The following is a 19,440-nucleotide window of genomic DNA, read 5'->3' on the forward strand; positions in this document are numbered from 1 at the left end:
GCGGGCCCGTGCCGGGTTCAGCGGTCGCGGTTGAAGCGGGTGGTGACCCACAGCAGGAGCATCAGGATGACGAAGGCGGCGCCGCCGGTCAGCAGCGGGCTGAGGCTCTCGTGGTTGCCGCCGTGCTCCTCGCCCTCGGCGGCGAGGGTGACCAACTGGGCAGCGGTGCTGTGGAAGCTCATCTTCGGCAGGACCTATCCGGTGTGGGCGGGATAAAGATGTCGGCCCATGGTAAGCGGGCGGCTCGGCGCCGATCACGCCGACTCCGCCGTCGAGGGAACTCGGAGGCTGGTTCAGGAACTCGGAGGAGTCGTCCTTCTGCTTGTACCGTTCCTAAGTTGGTTGGCCAAGGTTGGCCGTATCGGGCATTCCGAACAGTGTGAGCTGGTCGTGGATGCTGGGCCCCCGAACGGTGGTGGGGCCTGGGGGCGGGTGCTTTCCGGGTGGGCGCGCTCGCGTCTGACGCACCACGTGGGTGCTGCGTGAGGTCCGGCCCGGAGCTGCCTGCTCCGTACGGTCCGGGATGTGGTGACTCGGCGCTTCGGGGGCGGTGGTCCCGGTGCGATCCTCTGGTCGCACGGCTCCTGCCTCGGTCCGCCGTGAGGCGGTGGTGGCGGGGGTTTGGCGGGGTCCGTCATTCCTGCGCCGGGCCGTACAGCCCAGACCGCGTCTGCCGACGACCACCGCAGCGGCATGATGCCCCGTGATGGTGGTCGAAACGGAAGAAGTCTGCTGTTCTTTGAGGGAGTTCAGCCAGTGCTGGGCGCCCCACCTGCTCGAATACGCCGGATCGACCGCGATGACGGACAGTCCGGCGTGGTGGGCCATCCTGGAAAGCCGGTCGCGCAACTTCGCCGTCGGGATCCCCGCCACGGTGCGGCGGAAGGCTTTCCCGCGCCGGCCCCGGCCCAGTTTCTCCCGCCCGGTGGCGCGGGCGTCGGCGAAGTCAAGGTTCTCGATCACCAGGGCCGCGCAGCCCTGCCTCTGGGCGAGGTGGAGCAGGTGTGAGATCGCCTCGCGCAGCCGGGCGTCCCGGGTGGTGGCGGGCAGCCCGGCCAGCTCCAACGGGATCGTGTGGGGTGTGCTGACGGGGTTGCCGCACGAGTCCAGGATCCAGGCGGCCAGGTGATCGGCGTTCACGTCCACCGCGAGCACCGGGTGCTGCCGCAGGGCCTGAAGGGTGGGGACGGGAACTGTCTGGCCCTTGGCCGCGGTGGACCAGGAGGCGTCCAGGTACCAGCGCCCGCGCTCGGGGTCATAGGTGATGTCGTAGCGCACCGAGGCACCTGAGGCGATCCGGTCCGCCCACTGCCCGCCCCGGTGGGGGAAGAGGGCCGTCGCGTCCAGGACGTACCGTCCGCGCGGCGCGTTTACGTGCGCCTCGCGCAGGGGTTCGGGCAGCACCAGGGCTATCCGACCGCAGGTGGGGTCGATGCTGATGGTGTAGTTCCCGAACGGCGCCCCTGCCTCTCCGTCGGCGGTGAGAAACATCCGACGCGCCGACCACACCTCCCCCCAACCCTCCATCTGCGCCCGCCAGTCAGCCTCGCTCAGCGGCTTGGGGGCGGTGGCGCTGTCGTAGAGATGGTGGCGGGAATTGAGCAGGCGGCGTCCGCCCCGGGTGATGCGCACCCGGCCACTCTCGCGCTCCCGCAAGGCCCGGCGCAGCTCGCCCTCAAGGATCTGCAACCGTTGCTGCTTGGCCCGCCGCTCGGCGTCATCCGCATACCCGCGTACCAGCCGTCGCCCCTGGCGCACCCGGGCGCCCGGCGCGACAGCCAGCCGGGAGGCGATCGTGGAGATGGCCTGGCGCAGAGATCCGATATGGGCGTTCAACGCCCGTCGGTCCAGCTGGTACTGATCCTCCGAAGTACGGGTGATGGCTCCGGCCCAGCGGGAGGAGGACTGGGCGGTCAACGCCTTCTTCCGCTGGGCCCGCCGGTTGCGGGCGGCGGGCACGTTCCCCATCTGCACCCGCGCCGCCAAGTCCGCACCGGCCAGCGCCCCCAGATGGGTCCCCACCGCGCGCAGCACCGCTACGTCGGCGGGCGAAACGTGCAGGCGAGTCCGGATCCGGCACCCCGAGGGCGGGGCGACGACGAACGGAGCGGACACCGCACGCAACGGGCGCAACTCCCGCCCCTTGCCGCCCAGCATCCGCTTCACCATCGCCCTACACCCCCCACCTCACCTGTGATGATCTCTACGGGCCGAAGCTAGCTCCCGCCCCACACCCCCGGAAAGCACATGACAGCGACTGACGAACAATTGATCCACACCGTGAGGAAATGACCGCAAATGATCGCAACCACGCGGTCAGCACACAGCCCAGCACCATCACGATCAGTATGACCCGGAGCAGATTTCCCGGTCCTTGTCGCTCGGCCGCGCTCGCGGCTTCGGTGAGCCAGGCGGCAGCGGGGTTGTGCTCCATGGCGTGGGATTCCTTCGCTGTACTGCCCGTCCACGGTATCTCCGCCTAGGCTGGGCTCTGCTTCGGGGGCGCAAAGGGCCGCACAAGAGTCCGCAAAGGGCCACAACACGCACATGGGGGAAGACATGTCCGACGACGGCCACGAGCACAACGGGCACGAGAACGTGCCGAGCAGGCAGCGCAGGCGCTTCCCGGGGATCTCCTCGCGTGCGTACGAGCACCCGGCCGACCGGTCCGCGCTGGTGGCGCTGCGCAAGCTGAGCGGTTTCGACACGGTGTTCAAGGCGCTGAGCGGTCTGCTGCCCGAGCGGAGCCTCAGGCTGCTTTTCCTGTCCGACTCGGTCCGGGTGTCGGACCAGCAGTTCGCGCACCTCAACGACATGCTGCGGGACGCCTGCCACATCCTGGACCTGGAGAAGGTCCCGCCGATGTACGTCAACCAGGATCCGCAGCCGAACGCTATGTGCATCGGTCTGGACGAGCCGATCATCGTGGTCACCACGGGCCTGGTCGAGCTGCTCGACGAGGAGGAGATGCGGGCGGTCGTCGGACACGAGGTGGGGCACGCGCTGTCCGGCCACTCCGTCTACCGTACGATCCTGCTCTTCCTGACCAGCCTCGCCCTCCGGGTCGCCTGGATCCCGCTGGGCAACATCGCGATCATGGCGATCGTGACGGCGCTGCGGGAGTGGTTCCGCAAGTCGGAGCTGTCCGCGGACCGGGCGGGGCTGCTGGTCGGGCAGGACCTGACGGCGTCCATGCGGGGCCTGATGAAGATCGCGGGCGGCAACCATCTGCACGAGATGAACGTGGACGCGTTCCTGCAGCAGGCCGAGGAGTACGAGGCGGGCGGCGACCTGCGCGACTCGGTGCTGAAGATTCTGAACGTCCTGCCCCGTTCCCACCCCTTCACCACGGTCCGCGCGGCCGAGCTGAAGAAGTGGGCCGAGTCCCGTGACTTCCAGCGGATCATGGACGGTCACTACCCGCGGCGCACCGAGGATAAGGACACGTCGGTCACGGACTCGTTCCGCGAGTCGGCGTCGCACTACGCCACCCACGTGAAGGGCTCCAAGGACCCCCTGATGAAGCTGGTCAGCGACATCGCGGGCGGCGCGGGTGACCTGGGCGGCCGGGTACGACGAGGCTTCGGCGGCTTCACAGGCACCGCGACCTCCACACCGAAGCCCCAACCGCCGACCCCCGACCCGGACGACCCGGACGACACGGACGACCACCACCGGGACGACACCTGACGAAGGGCGACCTCGGTCGCCTCCTCCCGCCGCTCACACCCTCGGCTCTGCACTCGTCGACAGTGAGCCGCACAGGGCCGTTGCGCTGCCCGTGGCGTACGGGTCGGTGCCTGCTGGGACGCCGGTTTTCGCGGTCTGGCCGGACAGCAGGGGGCGTAGGCGGTTGGTCGCGTCGTCGGTGCAGGAGAGAGGGCCTGCCTGGACGTACGAGACGATCAGCTGGGCCTGGCGGAGGCGGAGGTCGTCTCGGTCGAAGCGGAAGTGGAGTTCGCGGCGGACCGTGAAGAGGGACGCCTCGGCCTTGGCGTCGGAGCCGGCCGGGCGCAGCGCGTACACGAACGTGTGGTCGGCGGTGACCTCGAGGGTGGAGGAGTCGGTCTCGGCGGCCTGCAGGGTGCCCTGGACACGGATCTTCCGGTCGGCCAGTTCGACGCTGTCCGGGTCGAAGCGGACCAGCCAGCCGGTCGGCGCGTGGCGGCCGTCGGCGGTGGGATGGGCGAAGCTCTCGTCGAACTGGTCGAGCTGGTCGGGGTCGAGAAGGACACGCACGGGGCGGACCTGGCCGCCGACGACCACCTCGGGGTAGAGCGAGGAGCGGACGATGTAGTCCTTGGCGGTGGTCAGGGCGGTCACGACCTGGCCGTCCGAGAAGTGCGCGGTGCGTCGGGAGGCGGGCAGCGGGATACCCTCCGCGCCTACGCGGAACTGGGCGGCGGGGCTGTTCTTGTACAGCTGGTCGGTGTCTGTCGTGCCGGGCACCTCGTCCTGGGGGGCGAGCGGGATGACCGTCATCCGCAAGGGCTCGACGGGCTGCCGGGCGGCCGGGGACTGGTAGGGGTTCCGTACGCCCATGTAGATCGCCGTACCGAAGGCCAGGGAGATCAGCAGGACGAGAACCAGTGCCTGCCGGGACAGGCCCCGGCGCAGGGGTGGGCGGCGGCGTACGGCGGGGGCGTGGTCGGCGATGCGCTCCTGTGCGGAGAACTCCTGGAGGCGGGCAGCGCGGACGAACGACTCGTCGAAGACGACGGATCGGTACTCGTCCTCGCCACCTCCGGGGCCGCCCTCGGGTGTGCCCTCAGGTGGGTCTCCAGGCCCTCCCATATCTTCAGAGTAGGTCTCCGGAAGCTTCGGTAAACGCCGTGGTACACGACAAGTTCTGACAGGTTCTCACCAAGACCGTCCGTGGCCTGCCAGGACCGTGCGGGGCGCCGTTCAGGGTGTGCGCGGGACCGCCGAGACGGCCGGCTGGGAATAGTCGGCGGAAGCGGAGGGGGCCGCGCCGTTGCCCTGTTCGACGCCGGTGGAGGCGGACGGCAGCGGGACCTGGTCGCGGTTGTTCGAGGACGCGCCCCGGTAGACCGCCGTGAAGGCCAGCGCGACCATGCCGACCCCCATCACGAGGGCGAGCATCCAGGCGACGGGCCGGTGCCAGCGGACCCGCTTGCCGTACGTCCCCGGCGCGCCGTAACGGCCGTCGACGATGTCGGTGTCGTCCAGGTCGTCGAGGTCCGGGTCATGGCCGAAACCGCCATGGTCGTCGGGGCCGTAGCCGTCCTCGTAGCGCTCGCCCCGGCCGTGGGCCCGGTGGGCTTCCGCCTCGGAGGCCTCGGCTCTCGCCTGGGCGGCGGCAAGGAGGCGATCGACGGCGGTCGGCTCGTGCACCGCGGCCGCCCGCACGAAGGCCTCGTCGAAGACCACGGAGGCGAACTCTTCGTCCGACACCCCGCGGTCGTGGTCGTCGTCGGGCTCCCAGCCGTCAGGGGACGGCGTGCCCCCCACGTCCTCCGGCACGGATCCAGAGTAGTCCTGGGGGGTCAATTTGGGCAGACGGTACGGAAATTCATCACCGCCGAATATGCCCGTCCCCCGTGACGATGTACTTCGTGCTGGTCAGCTCCGGCAGGCCCATCGGCCCCCGGGCGTGCAGCTTCTGGGTCGAGATGCCGATCTCCGCGCCGAAGCCGAACTGGCCGCCGTCCGTGAAGCGGGTGGAGGCGTTCACCGCGACCGTGGTGGAGTCGACCAGTTGGGTGAAACGGCGGGCGGCCTGCTGGGAGTTGGTGACGATGGCCTCGGTGTGGCCGGACGTCCACAGGCGGATGTGTTCGACGGCCTTCTCCAGCGAGTCCACCACGGCGGCGGCGATGTCGTAGGACAGGTACTCCGCCTCCCAGTCCTCCGCCGTCGCCTCCACGACGGTCGCCGTGGAGTCCTTGGCGTACGCCATCACCCGCTCGTCGGCGTGCACGGTCACCCCGGCGGCCGCGAGGGCGTCCAGGGCGCGCGGCAGGAACTCGGGAGCGGTGTCCTGGTGGACGAGGAGGGTCTCGGCGGCGTTGCAGACGCTGACGCGCTGGGCCTTGGAGTTGATCAGGATGTCGATGGCCATGTCGATGTCGGCGTGGGCGTCGACGTAGACGTGGCAGTTGCCGGTGCCGGTCTCGATGACCGGGACCGTGGACTCGGAGACGACCGTCTGGATCAGCGAGGCGCCGCCGCGCGGGATCAGTACGTCGACCAGGCCGCGGGCCCGCATCAGCTCGCGGACGCTCTCGCGGCTCTCGCCGGGCACCAGCTGGACGGCGTCGGCGGGCAGGCCGGCCCCGCCGACCGCGTCGCGGATCACGCGGACGAGGGCGCTGTTCGAGGCATACGCCGAGCCCGAGCCGCGGAGCAGGACCGCGTTGCCGGACTTCAGGCAGAGCGCGGCGGCGTCCACGGTGACGTTCGGGCGGGCCTCGTAGATGATGCCGACCACGCCGAGCGGGACGCGGACCTGGCGCAGGTCGATGCCGTTCGGGAGGGTCGAGCCGCGGACGACCTCGCCGACCGGGTCGGGCAGGGCGACGACGTCCCGGACGTCGGATGCGATGGCCCTTACACGCTCCGGCGTGAGGGTCAGCCGGTCGATGATCGACTCGCTGGTGCCGGCCTCGCGGGCCTTGGCGATGTCCTTGGCGTTGGCCTCGACGATCTCGCTCGTACGGACCTCCAGGGCGTCCGCGATGGCGAGCAGCGCGTCGTCCTTCTCGGCCCGCGGGAGCGGGGCGAGGTCGGCTGCGGCGGCCTTGGCACGGTAGGCGGCCTGGGTGACCGGGGACATGGAGTCGTACGGCGAAAGCGTGGTCATGAGGGAAGGGTAGTGCGCTTCCGAGGCCCGTCCATCGCTCGTTCCAAACCCCGAGACAAGCCCACAGGGCACTCAAAAGGGATGGACACCCACCGGAGTCGCCGGGGGCGGGCCGTATCCCTCCGCGATGCGCTGGTGGTAGGTCTCGCGGTCGATGACCTCCAGGCCGACGATCTCCCAGGGCGGCAGCCCGGAGGTCCGGCGGTGCTCGCCCCACAGGCGCAGGGCGACGGCGGCCGCGTCGTGCAGGTCGCGGGCCTCTTCCCAGTAGCGGATCTCGGCGTGGTCGCAGGCGTAGCGGCTGGTCAGCAGGAAGGGGTGGTCGTGGGCGAGCTGTTCCAGGGCGCGCCGCACCTCCTTCAGCGGGGCCTCGGCGCCGGAGACGGTAAGGGTGACGTGCCACAGGCGGGGCAGGTCCTCGGGCTGCTCGCCCTCGTACCGGTCGCCGGCCGAGACGCTGGTCAGGGCACGCTCCTCGCCGGGCCGACGGGAGGATCCCGCGCCCGCACCACCGCGGGACGCTGCCGCCCCAGGGCGCACTCGTCTCACGACGGCCTCCTTCACGCAACGGTCGAGCAGTGCTCGGCGGAAAGTGTCCCTGAGACAAAGTTGAACAGGCCGCAAGGGCTCATGGGGCGATTTTGCGGAACGTCCACCTCAGGACGACGCCGCGGACGGGGCGTTCGCCCCGTTTTCGGGTACGGCAGGGGCTCGTGTACACAGAAACTGCACACGAGCCCGTGGCGTGGCCGGCCTGTTCAGGGGTGCAGGATCACCAGATCGTCCCGGTGGACGACCTCGCGCTCGTACTCCGCGCCCAGCTCCCGCGCCAGTTCGCGGGTCGAGCGGCCGAGCAGCTGAGGGATCTCCTTGGCGTCGAAGTTGACGAGCCCGCGGGCGACCGCGCGGCCGGTGCCGTCGCGGAGCTCGACGGGGTCGCCCGCGCTGAACTCGCCCTCGACGGCGGCGATTCCGGCGGGCAGCAGCGACATGCGGCGCTCGACGACCGCGCGGACCGCACCGTCGTCCAGGGTCAGCGACCCCTGCGGGGTGGACGCGTGCTGCAGCCACAGCAGCCGGTCGGCGGAGCGCTTGCCGGTGGCGTGGAAGTAGGTGCCGGTGTCGCCGCCGTGCAGAGCGTCGGCCGCGTGGATCGCGCTGGTCAGCACCACGGGGATGCCGGCGGCGGCGGCGATCCGGGCCGCCTCGACCTTGGTGACCATGCCGCCGGTGCCGACGCCGGCCTTGCCCGCGCTGCCGATCTCGACGTGCGCGAGGTCCTCGAGCCCCCTTACCTCCACTATCCGCGAAGTGCCGGGCCTGCTGGGGTCGCCGTCGTACACGCCGTCGATGTCGGACAGCAGCACCAGCAGGTCGGCGCGGACGAGGTGGGCGACGAGGGCGGCGAGCCGGTCGTTGTCGCCGAAGCGGATCTCGTCCGTGGCGACGGTGTCGTTCTCGTTGACGACCGGGAGGGCGCCCATGGCGAGGAGCTTGTCGAGGGTGCGGGAGGCGTTGCGGTGGTGGGCGCGGCGGCTCATGTCGTCGGAGGTGAGCAGGACCTGGCCGACGCGGACGCCGTAGCGGGCGAAGGAGGCGGTGTAGCGGGCGACGAGCAGGCCCTGGCCGACGCTGGCGGCGGCCTGCTGGCGGGCGAGGTCCTTGGGGCGGCGGCGCAGGCCCAGCGGGGCGAGGCCGGCCGCGATGGCACCGGAGGAGACGAGGACGATCTCCTTCTCGCCCCCGCTGCGGCTCTTGGCGAGGACGTCGACGAGGGCGTCGACGCGGTCGGCGTCCAGGCCGCCCGACGCGGTGGTGAGCGACGAGGAACCCACCTTGACGACGATCCTGCGGGCCTCGGTCACGCCCTGCCTTGCGCCTGCCACTTGCTTTCCGTCCCCTCGCACGTCGACTGCCAGGCAATCTACGCGAAGCGGGATCGGCGCCGCGCACCGGTCCAGCCTCCGGACAGGCGGAGCGTGACCATTTGCTCACGTTTTGCATACGGCAAAAAGGTTGCACTGGTTGCCTCTAGAAATTAAAGACCAGGCAAACCTAATGTGCCGTTTGTGCCATCGAACGTTCACCGCGCGAAGCGGATCCTCCTGAGGTCGGGGAAGAGCCCCTACGATGTCGTCCCCGTGGAGGAAGCCCTCCACCGTGACGTCATCGCCACCAACTCCGGCAACCTGATCTTCAGTGACGCCGCCCACAAGATCCTCGAGACCCCGGACACCAAGGTCGTCTCGAACGGTATCCGGACCAATCTGGGCGCGGCGGAGCGGATCAACGAGAAGTACGACGCGTTCGTCGTGCCGCTCGCCAACGCCTTCCGGCCGTCGTTCGAACCGCAGTTGAAGCGGCTGACGCGGCTCATCAAGCAGCTCAGGATCCCCGTGGTCGTGCTGGGTGTCGGCGCGCAGGCCGGGCTGGACTACGATCCGGCGCGGTTGAAGCCGATGGAGCCGGCCGTGCGGGACTTCGTCTCGGCGGTGCTCGACCGCAGCGCCTCGATCGGGGTGCGGGGCGAGTTCACCGAGAAGTACCTCAGGGACCTGGGGTACCAGGACGTCGAGCTGATCGGCTGCCCCTCGATGTTCCTGTACGGCAAGGAACTCCCCGTGGCGAAGCGGGCGCCGGCCCTGACGGCCGAGTCCCGGATCGCGGTCAACGGCTCGCACAACGCGGTCCAGAAGCAGGGCCTGGCCCAGGTCATCGACCGCGCCCACGCGCGCTATCCGTACCTGCGTTACATCGGCCAGAACCTCAGCGACGCACGGCAGTTGCACTGGCGGGACCTGTCGGACCCGAACGGCCTGGTGACGGAGATGCCGACGCACCCCGGCCATCCGATGTACCGGGAGGACAAGGTCCGCGTCTACGTCGACCCGGTCACCTGGATCGACGATCTGCGGGAGTTCGACTTCTCGTTCGGTTCCCGTATCCACGGCAACATCGCGGCGCTGCTGGCGGGCACACCTGCGACCGTGCTGTGCGGAGACTCGCGGACGCTGGAGCTGTGCCGCTACTTCGACATCCCGCACCGCCGGATCGACAAGCTGCCGGAGGACCTGGACCCGGCCTCGCTGTACGAGGAGGCCGACTTCGGGGCGCTGACCGGCGGCCACCAGGAGCGGTTCGAGCGATTCACGGCGTTCCTGGACCGCAACGGGCTGGAGAACACGTTCACGCACGGCGACAGCGGCGCCGCCTTCGACCAGCGCATGCGGTCGCTGGCCTTCCCGGCGGGCATCCGCCCGTGGAACGAGGCCGACGTCGACTCGCTCACCACCCGGTTCGGCTGGCTGCAGAGCCGTATCACCGAACTGTCCACGGACAACGACCGGTTGAAGCGGGAACTGGCCCGCGCCGGCAAGGCGGACGCGGTGGCCACGACGCCGTCCGTCTACCGGCGGGCCCGGCGCGCGGTGGGGCGGCCGATCCGGAAGGCGTTGCAGTCGGGACGGCAGTAGACCGGAGGTCACTCCCAGGGCCGGGCGGCGACAACACCCGCGGTCAGTGCGCCCCACCACGGACACGCGCGTGTCGTCCGGAGGTGGGCGCGCGTTAACCCGGGCGCACGCCCTGCGCCGACCTTGGAGTGACCGCAATGCCCCTACCCCTCTCCCGCCGCCGGATCACGATCCGAGTCCCCCTCCGCCAGATCCCCCGGATCCCGGCGAGAGCGCTCGTCGCCGCCCTCCTGGCCGTCGCCTTCGTCGCCCAGGCCGCGGCGGCCCTCCGTCCGCACATCCCGCTACTGCTCGCCGCGACCACCGCGTCCCTCGCCGCCGAGGGGGTCCTGTACCGCTGGCAGCGCGGCATGCTGTCGGTGTTCGCCAAGTCGCACGCGGACATCACCGTGCGGCATGTGCTGCGTGACCTGCTGCTGGTGGTGGCGCTGCTGCGGCTCGGCGAGCAGGACCGGGAGACGGCGTACGCCCCGCTCGTCGCCGCGCTGCTCGTGTTCTACGCGCTGCACTGCGCGATCCAGGCCGTCTCCGTCCTGGTCCGCCGCACCCGCACCCTGCCGGTGGTGACCCGCAACATCGACGCCTCCACGCTGCGTCTCTCCCCGGCCCCGCCCGTGCTGCTGCGCCGCCCCGGCGACCGGCTGCCGGCCTTCGGCCTGCCCGCCACGGCCGGACTGCTGGCCACGGCGGCCACCGACGACCCGCGATGCGCGGCCCTCGGCCTCGCGCTGTCCCTGGGGCTCGCGCTGCTGGGCCTGTACGACCTCCTGGTACGGCTGCTGCCGAGCCGTCGTCCGGCGGGCGAGCGGGAGGTGCTGGCGTGGCTGGACGCGTGGCTGGCGGAGTACCGGCCGACGGTCGGGCTGTACTTCTCCGGCACCAAGGACTCGGTGTACCAGGCGAACATGTGGCTGGAGCCCATCGCCGCGCTCGACGGGCGGCCGCTGATCGTGCTGCGCGAGCGGTTCATGGTGCCGAAGATCGCGGCGACGGACATCCCGGTGCTGTGTCTGCCGAAGGTCTCCACCCTGATGCGTCTCGAGCAGTCCACGCTCCAGGTCCTCATCCACCCGTCGAACTCCGGCAAGACGTCCCAGGTGCTGCGCATCCCCACGATCAGGCACACCTTCGTCAACCACGGCGAGAGCGACAAGCTGTCGTCCTGCAACCCGTACGCGAAGGCCTACGACGAGGTGTGGGTGGCCGGTGCGGCGGCGCGCGAGCGGTATGCGCTGGCCGAGGTGGGCGTCGAGGACAAGGACGTGGTGGAGGTCGGGCGTCCGCAGCTGGAGGCCGTACGGCCGTACGCGGGCCCGCCGACGGGTGCGTACACCACAGTCCTCTACGCCCCGACCTGGGAGGGCTGGGACGGCAACCCCGGGAACACGTCGGTGATCGAAGCAGGCGCGAACCTCGTACGGGCGCTGCTCGCGGATCCGGGCGTACGGGTGCTGTACAAGCCGCATCCGCTGACGGGGTCGGTGGATGCGCGGGCGGGCGAGGCGGATCTGCGGATCCGGGAGTTGATCCGTGCGGCGAACCGGGAGCGGACCGGCCCCCGCCCCCCGGCCGGCGACGAACTCGCCAATCGCACAAAGGAGTTGGACCGCCTCACCACGACCGCCATGCGTGCGAGCGCCGACCAGGTCGAGCGGATGCTGCTCCAGTCGGCGCCGGAACCGGGCCGCGCGGAAGCGGTGGCCCGCGCGACGGCCGCCTGGGAGGAGGCGTACTGGGCATCGCTGCCGGAGTGGGAGCACCAGGTCGTCACGGACGCCCGGCCCGCCCTGTATGACTGCTTCAACCGGGCCGACCTGCTGATCAGTGACGTGTCCAGCGTGATCAGTGACTTCCTGGCCAGCGAGAAGCCGTACGCGGTGGCCAACACCAGCGGACTGGCCGAGGACGTGTTCCGCAAGGCCTTCCCGACCGTGCGCGCGGGGACCGTGCTGACGCCGGACGCGGCCGGGGTGCCGGAGCTGCTGGACGCGGTGCGGCACCCCGAGAAGGACGAACTGGTTCAGGCTCGGGCGGAGTTGAAGCGACACCTGCTGGGGCCGGACGAGCCGACGTCGCAGGTGCGCTTCAACGAGGCCGTACAGACGCTGTGTTCGGCGGCCCGGGAACACCAGGTGCGGATGGCGGAGCGGCTGGCGGTGGAGATCCCCGGACAGCGTCAGGACGACGACGCCGAGACGGCATCCCGCCTCACCGGCCGGTCCTCCGGTTGATCACGAGCACGAGCGCGGGAATCAGCACCAGCAGGACCAGGACGTGCAGTCTCTCCGGGAGCAGGAAGAGCGCGACCACGGTGAGCACGAAAGCGATGGACACGACCGCGATCAGAAAGCCCGCGCCGCCTTTGAACAGCTTTCTGATGACCTCGAGGAACGTCACATCTCACTCCCACGCACGGAGCAGGCAACTACGCACCACTCATAGGTAAGTCAAGCTACCACGCCTGCACAGCGGGGCGGAGTGTCGTTGATTCGCACCCCGCCCCGCTGCGGAAATCAGGGGAATTTCGTGCCGAATCCCATGTGATTCCTCACTATTTGGACGTGGTCTCCCTGATTCCAGAACCGCCCGCCGTTACGTATCGCGTTGTAGGGGATATCACCGACCCTCAGATACTTGCTGGTGGAACCCAGCATCAAGGCGCCCTTGCCGACGAATCCTCCTCCCACAGCCCCGACCGTGAAGCCGTACACGCCCTCGGTGACGGCTCCTTCCACGGTGTGTTCACCCTCACTGACGCCGTACGCGGCCACGTTTCCGGCCGCGCCTATGGCACCCGCGATCAGGATGCCGCCTGCCCCCGCGCAGACTCCGGCCGTCGCTGCGATACATGCTCCTGCCGCGACTGCGGCCGTGACGTAGATCGCCCCCTTCGCCAGCGTCCGCCAGTCCTTCCACCAGGGCTTGTCCTCGCCGCCCTTCGCCTGGTCCATACAGGCACCGGCGGGCTTTCCCTCCGCCAGGCATGAGTGGAAGGAGACGATCTGTTTGCCGTCGTCCTCACTCGCGTTGCTGATCCAGGAATGGACCTCGTACGGCGTCATGTACTGGCTTCCGCGATATCCGAGGTCCTTGGCAAGCCAGTTGTACACCTCCTTGGTAACCGCCTTCTTGTGCGGAGCGCCGGTGACGATCGACCCGTCGCCGACCGCGGTCCCCTTGGTGTAATCGACAGTCCCGGTTTTCGGGTCGTAGCCGACGGAGTCCTGGACTTCCTTCGGGCAGTCCCTCAGGGAGTAGAGACACGGATCGCCGTTGTGCGGCTCGAAACCGCTCGGGTCGCTGTAGGCCACCGGGTTGTTGACCGAATAGCTGTAGGCATTGAGCTGCTGCGGCGAGTACGGCTTGGCGATCTCGTCGGCGCTGAGGAATCGGGCCAGACTCGGGTCGTACATCCGGGCGCCGAGCATCGAAAGACCGGTGGAGTCGTCCTCGGGCTGTCCGAGATAGCCCCGGTCGATGGTGGACGGCAGGTTCTCCGTGGTTCCGCGCTGCTTGCCGAACGGCGTGTAGCGACGTCGCGTGACCACGCCTCCGACCGCGGTGACCATGAGCTGTGTCGAGGCCTGGCTGTCGCCGAGGAGCCAGGTCAGTGCGCCGTCGGAACTGCTGTCGGCGGTGCGGACCGCGAGGCTGGTGCCCTCGGCGCTGTAGTAGCGGCTGGCTCGGGCGGCGGCGGTGCCCGCCTTGCGGAGTTCGTGTCCGTCGAGGTAGAGCACCGTCTCGTCGGGTGCGCTGCGCAGCATCGCGTTGCCCGCGCTGTCGTAGACGTACGACGTGGTGTCGCTGCCCGTCTTCACCGAAGTGACGCGGTGCAGCGCCGACCAGGCCAGCGTCGAGGAGACGCCGCCCACCGTCCGCGAGGTCAGCTGGCCCGCGTCGTCGTAACCGTAGGAGTCGGTGCTCGACCCTGTGACCACGCTGGTGGCCGCGTGCGGGCGGGCCGTGTCCGGGGTGTACGTGGACTCGTCGGCGCTGTAGCCCGGGTAGTGGTAGTCGTGCGTGACCGCGGCGGCCGACGCGGAGGCCTTCTCGGTCAGTGCCTGCAGGTTGCCCATCTTGTCGTAGGCGTACTGCTGCTGGTACGGGTCCGGACCGGCGAAGTCCGAGGCCGGAGTGGTGCCGCAGCTGGTGGCCGCCTGGGTCCAGGCGCCGGTGAGCCTCCTCAGGTCGTCATAGGTGAAGCACTGCTGCTGCCCGGTGACGTTCTCACGCAGTGCGGTGATGTCTCCATTGTTGTTGCGGGTGTAGGTGTCGTCCTGCACCTTCGTGGTCGTGCCGCCGGTCAGCGTGCTGGCGGTGACGTTCTTCAGCCAGCCCGTCCCGTTGGCGTCGTCGTAGGTGAAGGTCCGGCTCATGCTGGTGTCGGTGCCGGAGCCGCCGAGCGAGCGGGAGATGATCCGGCCGTAGTCGTCGTAGCCGACGCCGTTGAGGTAGGTGCTGAGGCCGCTGGACACCTTGGTGAGGCGTCCCTGGCCGGAGTAGGCCGTGGTCACGGTCTCGGCGGGCAGCCCTCCCATGGCCGGGTAGGTCACCGAGGTCACGTGGTCTGCCAGGTCGTACCCGTAGCCGAACGTGTAGGTGCCGCTCAGTCCTGCGCCCACACCGGCGCCGGGGACGGTCACCGTCTTGCCGGTGACCCGGCCTCGCTTGTCGTACCCGACGATCTTGGAAACGTACGCGTTGCCGGCCGTGTCGTACGAGGTGGTCGACGTGGCCAGTCCCTTGGCACCAGTGACCGCTGTGCCGTTGTCGTTGTCGTAGGCGGTCCGGGTCAGCACGGTGGATCCCTGCGACACGGTCGTGGGCCGCTGCAACGCGTCGTAGCCGTAGGTCAGTACGGTGTTGTTGCCGTCGATGGACGTGACCATGCTGCCGTTCGCGTCGTAGGTGACGCTCGACTTCCCGGTGTCCGGGTCCGTGGTGGTGAGCCGGTCACCCGCGAAGTTGTAGGTGTGGTGGGTGGTGTTGCCGTTGGCGTCGTGGACGTACTTCAGCTTCCCGCTGCGGGTGTACTCGTACGTCGTCGCGTTCGACTGTGCTCCCACATGCTCGACGACCTTGACCGTCTGTCCGTAGACGTCGGTGTAGGCCTCGGTGGGCTGACCGATCGCCGGGGTCACCGTGGTCAGGTCCGCACCGTTGTAGCTGGTGGAGACCTTGCCCACGGCCTGCGCGGTGCCGTTGGCCAGGTACTGGCTGAGTGTGGTACGGCCCGCCCAGTCCACCTGGAAGTCCGTGTACGACGGAAGGGCGGAGACGAGCGGGTTGACCACCTTGGAGCCCGCGGTGGCGGAGTTGTAGAACGGCTGAGAGGTGCCTGCCACGTTCCCGGAGGAGTCGTAGCGCGTGACGGCGACGGTCATGCCGGTGCCGGACGGCGCCGGGATCTGCTTCTCCAGGGCGCGGCCCAGACCGTCGGCATAGGCGTGCGAAACCGCGTACGTGGTGCCGCTCAGCAGTTCCTTCGTGGTGTCCTTGAGGGGGGCACCCGTCGCCTGATAGGGCACCGCCGCCGATGCGTTCTGCATGGGCAGGGTGTAGTCGAAGGTCATGGACGCCGTGCCGGACGGGTAGTTGGCGGACTCGGTCGGCTTGAAGACCTTGGAGATCCGGCCCACGGCGTCGTAGACGACCTGGGTCGTGTTGCCGTTGGCCTCCACCGACTTCCAGGGCTGGCCCCAGAAGCGGGAGTAGTACTCGGTCGAGGTCAACGCCGTGCCCGGCCCCGTGCCGTCCGGATCCGAGGTCGTCGTGACCACTCCGCTGACCGGCCACGAGGTGGCCGGGTTGTAGGCCGTCGTGGTCGCGTTGTTCTTGCCGTCGTACGTCTTGAGGTATCGCCCGGCGCCGTCGAAGTCGGCCCGTGTCACACGGGCGTTGGCCACATTGGCGTCCGTGTACACCCGTACCTCGGTCGCGTTCCCGTCCACCAAAGCGGTGTTGTTGTCGTCCCAGGTGGTCGCGCCGTCGTAGTAGGTGGCCGTGCGCCGGTCCAGGTGGGCGAACGGCGTGCCCGCCGTCTTGTCGTTCTGCACCGTCGTACAGCCGGCGTTGTAGTGCCGGTCGTCGTCCTTGTACACCATCCAGCGGATCGTGCCGGTGGCATCGTTGGGCATGTCCGACGTGTTGTAGGCGCGGCCGTACTCGGTGCAGTGGTTGTCCGAGACGCTGCTCTCGCCCCAGTCGTCGACCCGCATCGGCAGGCCGAAGGTGGTGGAGGCCGGCTCGTTGTCGTCGTACTCGGTCTCGATGATGTGCTCGCGCCACGTGGACAGGTCCGCGTCGGTGGAGTCGTACGCCTTCTCCAGCGTGCGGGTCTTCTTCTCGCGGACGAAGCGGGCGTCCGGGAGGCCGGTGTACTGGGCGGTGTTGTGCACCCAGTACTCGTGCCACTCGCGCTTCTGCGACTTCCCGTCGCTGTCACGCGTCGAGGTCTCCAGCGTCTGGCCGGACAGCCAGGCGTAGTCCGTCCACTCGGTGCCCTGGGAGTCGGTGACCTTCACCGAACGGGTCTGGGACGCGTCGGTCTTGGAGGTGCGGTCGCCGTCCAGGCCTCGGTAGAGCCAGTGGTACGTGGAGTGCTGGTTGGAGTTGGCGCCGGTGGTGACGAGTACCTTGCCGTAGCCGCGCCACACCGACCAGGTCTCGTCCTCGTCCTTCACCAGCGGGTTCGCGGTGAACGTCCAGCCGGGCGCGCCGTCGTACTCGTACGTGGTGGTCATGGCCGGATCGCCCTCGTCGTACGTGCCCGGGTCGACCCTCACCTGTTTGACGACGAACTTCTTGAACCAGCCGGTGCGTGGTTCGGTCTCCCCCTCGGGGGTCCACTTCTGCCAGAAGCACTCGAAGTTGTTGCTGGACTGGGAGGGCAGGTTGTTCGCGTCGCACTGGCGGTCGATCGCGCCGCCGTCGTCCGTGGAGTGTCCGTACGTCACGTCGACCGTGGTGCCCGTGTCGGTGACCACCTGCTCGACCCGGCGGAAGTTGAGCGCGCCGGTGCCTACCAGGTTGTCCTGCCAGGCGCCGTCGAAGTTGATGGCGGGCAGGGTGATGTCGTCACCGGAGTAGCCGCGGCGCTGTATGTAGTCGAGCCAGAGCTGGCCCCCGACCTCGCCCTCGGGGTTCATCATCGCGTACCGCATCTGGTACTGCATGACGGTGTCCCACTCGGACGCGTTGTTGTCCCGGACCTGGGTGACGATGTCCCACAGCAGGTCGCGCTGGAAGAACGTCGGGTAGTACGTGTTGCCGGCGCAGGCGTAGTCGTCCGCGGAGCCGTCGCAGATCAGGTCCGTCGGGACGTCGGGGTAGGAGTCCGGGGAGGAGTCGATCGTGGGGCAGCTCGCCGCGGTGTTGTCCAGCGGGTTCGGCTCCTGCGTCCGCTCCTTGCAGCGGTTGAGGTGCTGGAAGACGACCCGGGCGGGCAACTGGGCGCCGGAGATCTGCGAGGACCAGCCATACTCGATGCGCTTGAGGTAGGAAGCCGCGTCGTACCTGCGGGCCTTGTCGGCGGCGGCGACCGAGCGGTAGTAGTTGGTCTCCTTGTCGTAGAAGTAGGAGGTCTCGACCTCGTTGGGGTCCACGACCCGGTCGAGGTTCCACTTCCAGGCCTGGTTGCAGTACGTCGGCTGACCACCGTCGTAGCAGGGCTCGCCCGCGTCGTCACCGATCACCGGGACGGTGAGCACCGAGCGGGTGGCCAGGCTGGTGTCGCGCTCGGAGCGGCCCCATCCGAAGTAGTAGCGCGTACCGTCCTGCTTGGTGATGACCCAGAACTCGTTGTTGTTGTCGGGGTTGTTGGGGTTGCCGTTGAGCTTCTGGATCTTCCATCCTTTGTCGTCCTTCATGTGGAAGGAACCGGTGCCGGTGTTGTCCTGGATCAGCTCGGAGCTCTCGCCGCCGAGGGTGATCTGGTAGACGGCGCCGTTGGGATCGTTCGTGGAGTTGGGCGAGTCCCAGCACAGGTCGCCCCACTGCTGGCCCTGGGCGGGACCGTGGCCGTCTTCGATGCAGTTCTTGTACTTGCGCTCGATGTGGCCGACGTTGAGGTCCCAGCCCATGCCGACCCAGGAGGCCTGGTTGTTGGAGGCCGAGGTACGGCCGTCGATGGACTGGGAGTTGTAGGTCAGGGCCACTTCCGGGGCGGTGCCGACCGGTGGCTTCGGAACCTCGATCGGCACGCTGTAGGTGAAGGCACCCGAGCCGAGCGAGACGTTCCACTTGCCGGACTGGTTGGTAGGGGTGGCCCGGTAGTCGCCCTTGTCCGAGGAGGAGCCACTGGTCAGCGCGTAGGTGACCGCTTCGGCGGCGAGCAGCGAGTTCGCCGCGTCCGGTGCCGCCTCGACCGTGGCGGTGAGGGTCTGCTTCTCGGTGTCGTTGCGGGCGGCCACCACGGTGCCCTGACGACAGGACGGCTCGTCCGGCATGGTGGCGGCGCAGGCGGGCAGCCGCGTCAGCTGGAGCCGGTCGGCGAAGCTGCCGCCGTAGGCATGGGCGAAGCCCGCATAGTCGATGCGAACCTCGACCGGTCCGGCGGTGGCGGAACCATCGGCGCGGTGTACGCGCAGGCCGAGCCCGACGCCGCCGAACGGCTGCACCTTCTCGCGGTCCAGTACCTCGACGGAGACCCGGCCGGGACCGCCCACGACCAGGGAGCGGGCCGGGTCCTTCGCGGCCCGCACGGCGACGGCCGCGGACTCGGCGCCTGAAGGCTTCGCCTTCCTGGGCGCGGAATCCGCGGCCGGTACGTCCACGGTGGCCCTTCCGGCCTTCGGCCAGACCACCTTCGGAGTCTTCGTCACTCCCTCTTCGACCCGCTGCGGCACGGCTTCGCCGAGCGGTCTGGCCGGTACCTCCGGCCGCTTGCCCGACGGCAGCGCGAGCGCCGTCGACGCGAAGGACACCACGGCCAGCAGCGCGGCCAGCAGCGCCTTCACAAGGATCAGAGACAGTCTTCGGCGACCGGGCTTCATGTCCCACCCCGTTAGATGATCATGCCAGAGGAACGGACCAATGACATCCGAACCCCACCTGGGTGGCGGGAGTCTAACCACGGGTGAAGCGCACGGACTAGATCAACAAAGGGGACATAAAGGGGTCATCAACGGTCACTTCTGTTCACTC

The 19,440-nt window shown here is 69.2% G+C and carries 12 protein-coding genes; 3 read left to right on the plus strand and 9 right to left on the minus strand.

The features are described from left to right. Positions 1 to 17: 17 nt before the first annotated feature. Positions 18 to 182 (minus strand): hypothetical protein, encoded by a 165-nt coding sequence (locus AQJ91_RS54315; protein ID WP_199847849.1) that lies wholly within the window; start codon positions 180 to 182, stop codon positions 18 to 20. A gap of 151 nt (positions 183 to 333) precedes the next feature. Beyond that, a complete protein-coding gene (locus tag AQJ91_RS05010) occupies positions 334 to 2,169 on the minus strand; it encodes a hypothetical protein (protein ID WP_067016748.1) in 1,836 nt (611 codons plus the stop codon). Between the two features lie 378 nt (positions 2,170 to 2,547). On the opposite strand from AQJ91_RS05010, the gene AQJ91_RS05015 reads away from it, so the two are divergent. Then, on the plus strand, positions 2,548 to 3,690 hold the full coding sequence (locus AQJ91_RS05015; RefSeq protein WP_079084678.1) for a M48 family metallopeptidase: 1,143 nt from the start codon (positions 2,548 to 2,550) through the stop codon (positions 3,688 to 3,690). A gap of 33 nt (positions 3,691 to 3,723) precedes the next feature. Here AQJ91_RS05015 and AQJ91_RS05020 read toward each other — a convergent pair whose 3' ends face one another. The 5 genes from AQJ91_RS05020 to proB form a co-directional block, all read right to left on the minus strand. Continuing rightward, positions 3,724 to 4,794: an SCO2583 family membrane protein gene (locus AQJ91_RS05020; RefSeq protein WP_067016752.1), complete on the minus strand. Its 1,071-nt coding sequence runs from the start codon at positions 4,792 to 4,794 to the stop codon at positions 3,724 to 3,726. Between the two features lie 111 nt (positions 4,795 to 4,905). Next, positions 4,906 to 5,484: an SCO2584 family spore wall biosynthesis protein gene (locus AQJ91_RS05025; RefSeq protein WP_067016753.1), complete on the minus strand. Its 579-nt coding sequence runs from the start codon at positions 5,482 to 5,484 to the stop codon at positions 4,906 to 4,908. Positions 5,485 to 5,536: 52 nt separating this feature from the next. Further along, positions 5,537 to 6,823 carry a glutamate-5-semialdehyde dehydrogenase gene (locus AQJ91_RS05030; RefSeq protein ID WP_067016755.1) on the minus strand — a complete coding sequence of 429 codons (1,287 nt, stop codon included), beginning with the start codon at positions 6,821 to 6,823 and terminating at the stop codon, positions 5,537 to 5,539. A 72-nt stretch (positions 6,824 to 6,895) separates the two neighbouring features. Next, on the minus strand, positions 6,896 to 7,363 hold the full coding sequence (locus AQJ91_RS05035) for a hypothetical protein (RefSeq protein ID WP_067016757.1): 468 nt from the start codon (positions 7,361 to 7,363) through the stop codon (positions 6,896 to 6,898). A 218-nt stretch (positions 7,364 to 7,581) separates the two neighbouring features. Beyond that, on the minus strand, positions 7,582 to 8,709 hold the full coding sequence (gene proB, locus AQJ91_RS05040) for a glutamate 5-kinase (RefSeq protein WP_079084680.1): 1,128 nt from the start codon (positions 8,707 to 8,709) through the stop codon (positions 7,582 to 7,584). 183 nt (positions 8,710 to 8,892) lie between these two features. Between proB and AQJ91_RS05045 the strand changes: the two genes are divergently transcribed. Beyond that, entirely contained in the window at positions 8,893 to 10,296 is a 1,404-nt protein-coding gene (locus tag AQJ91_RS05045) for a polysaccharide pyruvyl transferase family protein (RefSeq protein WP_067016761.1), read from the plus strand. Positions 10,297 to 10,433: 137 nt separating this feature from the next. Then, positions 10,434 to 12,527, plus strand: coding sequence for a hypothetical protein (locus AQJ91_RS05050; protein WP_067016763.1), 2,094 nt, complete (start codon positions 10,434 to 10,436; stop codon positions 12,525 to 12,527). Here AQJ91_RS05050 and AQJ91_RS05055 read toward each other — a convergent pair. Then, on the minus strand, positions 12,505 to 12,693 hold the full coding sequence (locus tag AQJ91_RS05055) for a hypothetical protein (protein WP_067016766.1): 189 nt from the start codon (positions 12,691 to 12,693) through the stop codon (positions 12,505 to 12,507). The two genes, AQJ91_RS05050 and AQJ91_RS05055, sit on opposite strands and share 23 nt — an antisense overlap. Before the next feature lie 116 nt (positions 12,694 to 12,809). Beyond that, complete coding sequence (locus AQJ91_RS05060; RefSeq protein ID WP_079084681.1) at positions 12,810 to 19,289, minus strand: RHS repeat domain-containing protein; 6,480 nt, start codon at positions 19,287 to 19,289, stop codon at positions 12,810 to 12,812. Between the last annotated feature and the right edge of the window lie 151 nt (positions 19,290 to 19,440).

Source organism: Streptomyces dysideae, assembly GCF_001514305.1.
GTDB classification, from domain to species: domain Bacteria; phylum Actinomycetota; class Actinomycetes; order Streptomycetales; family Streptomycetaceae; genus Streptomyces; species Streptomyces dysideae.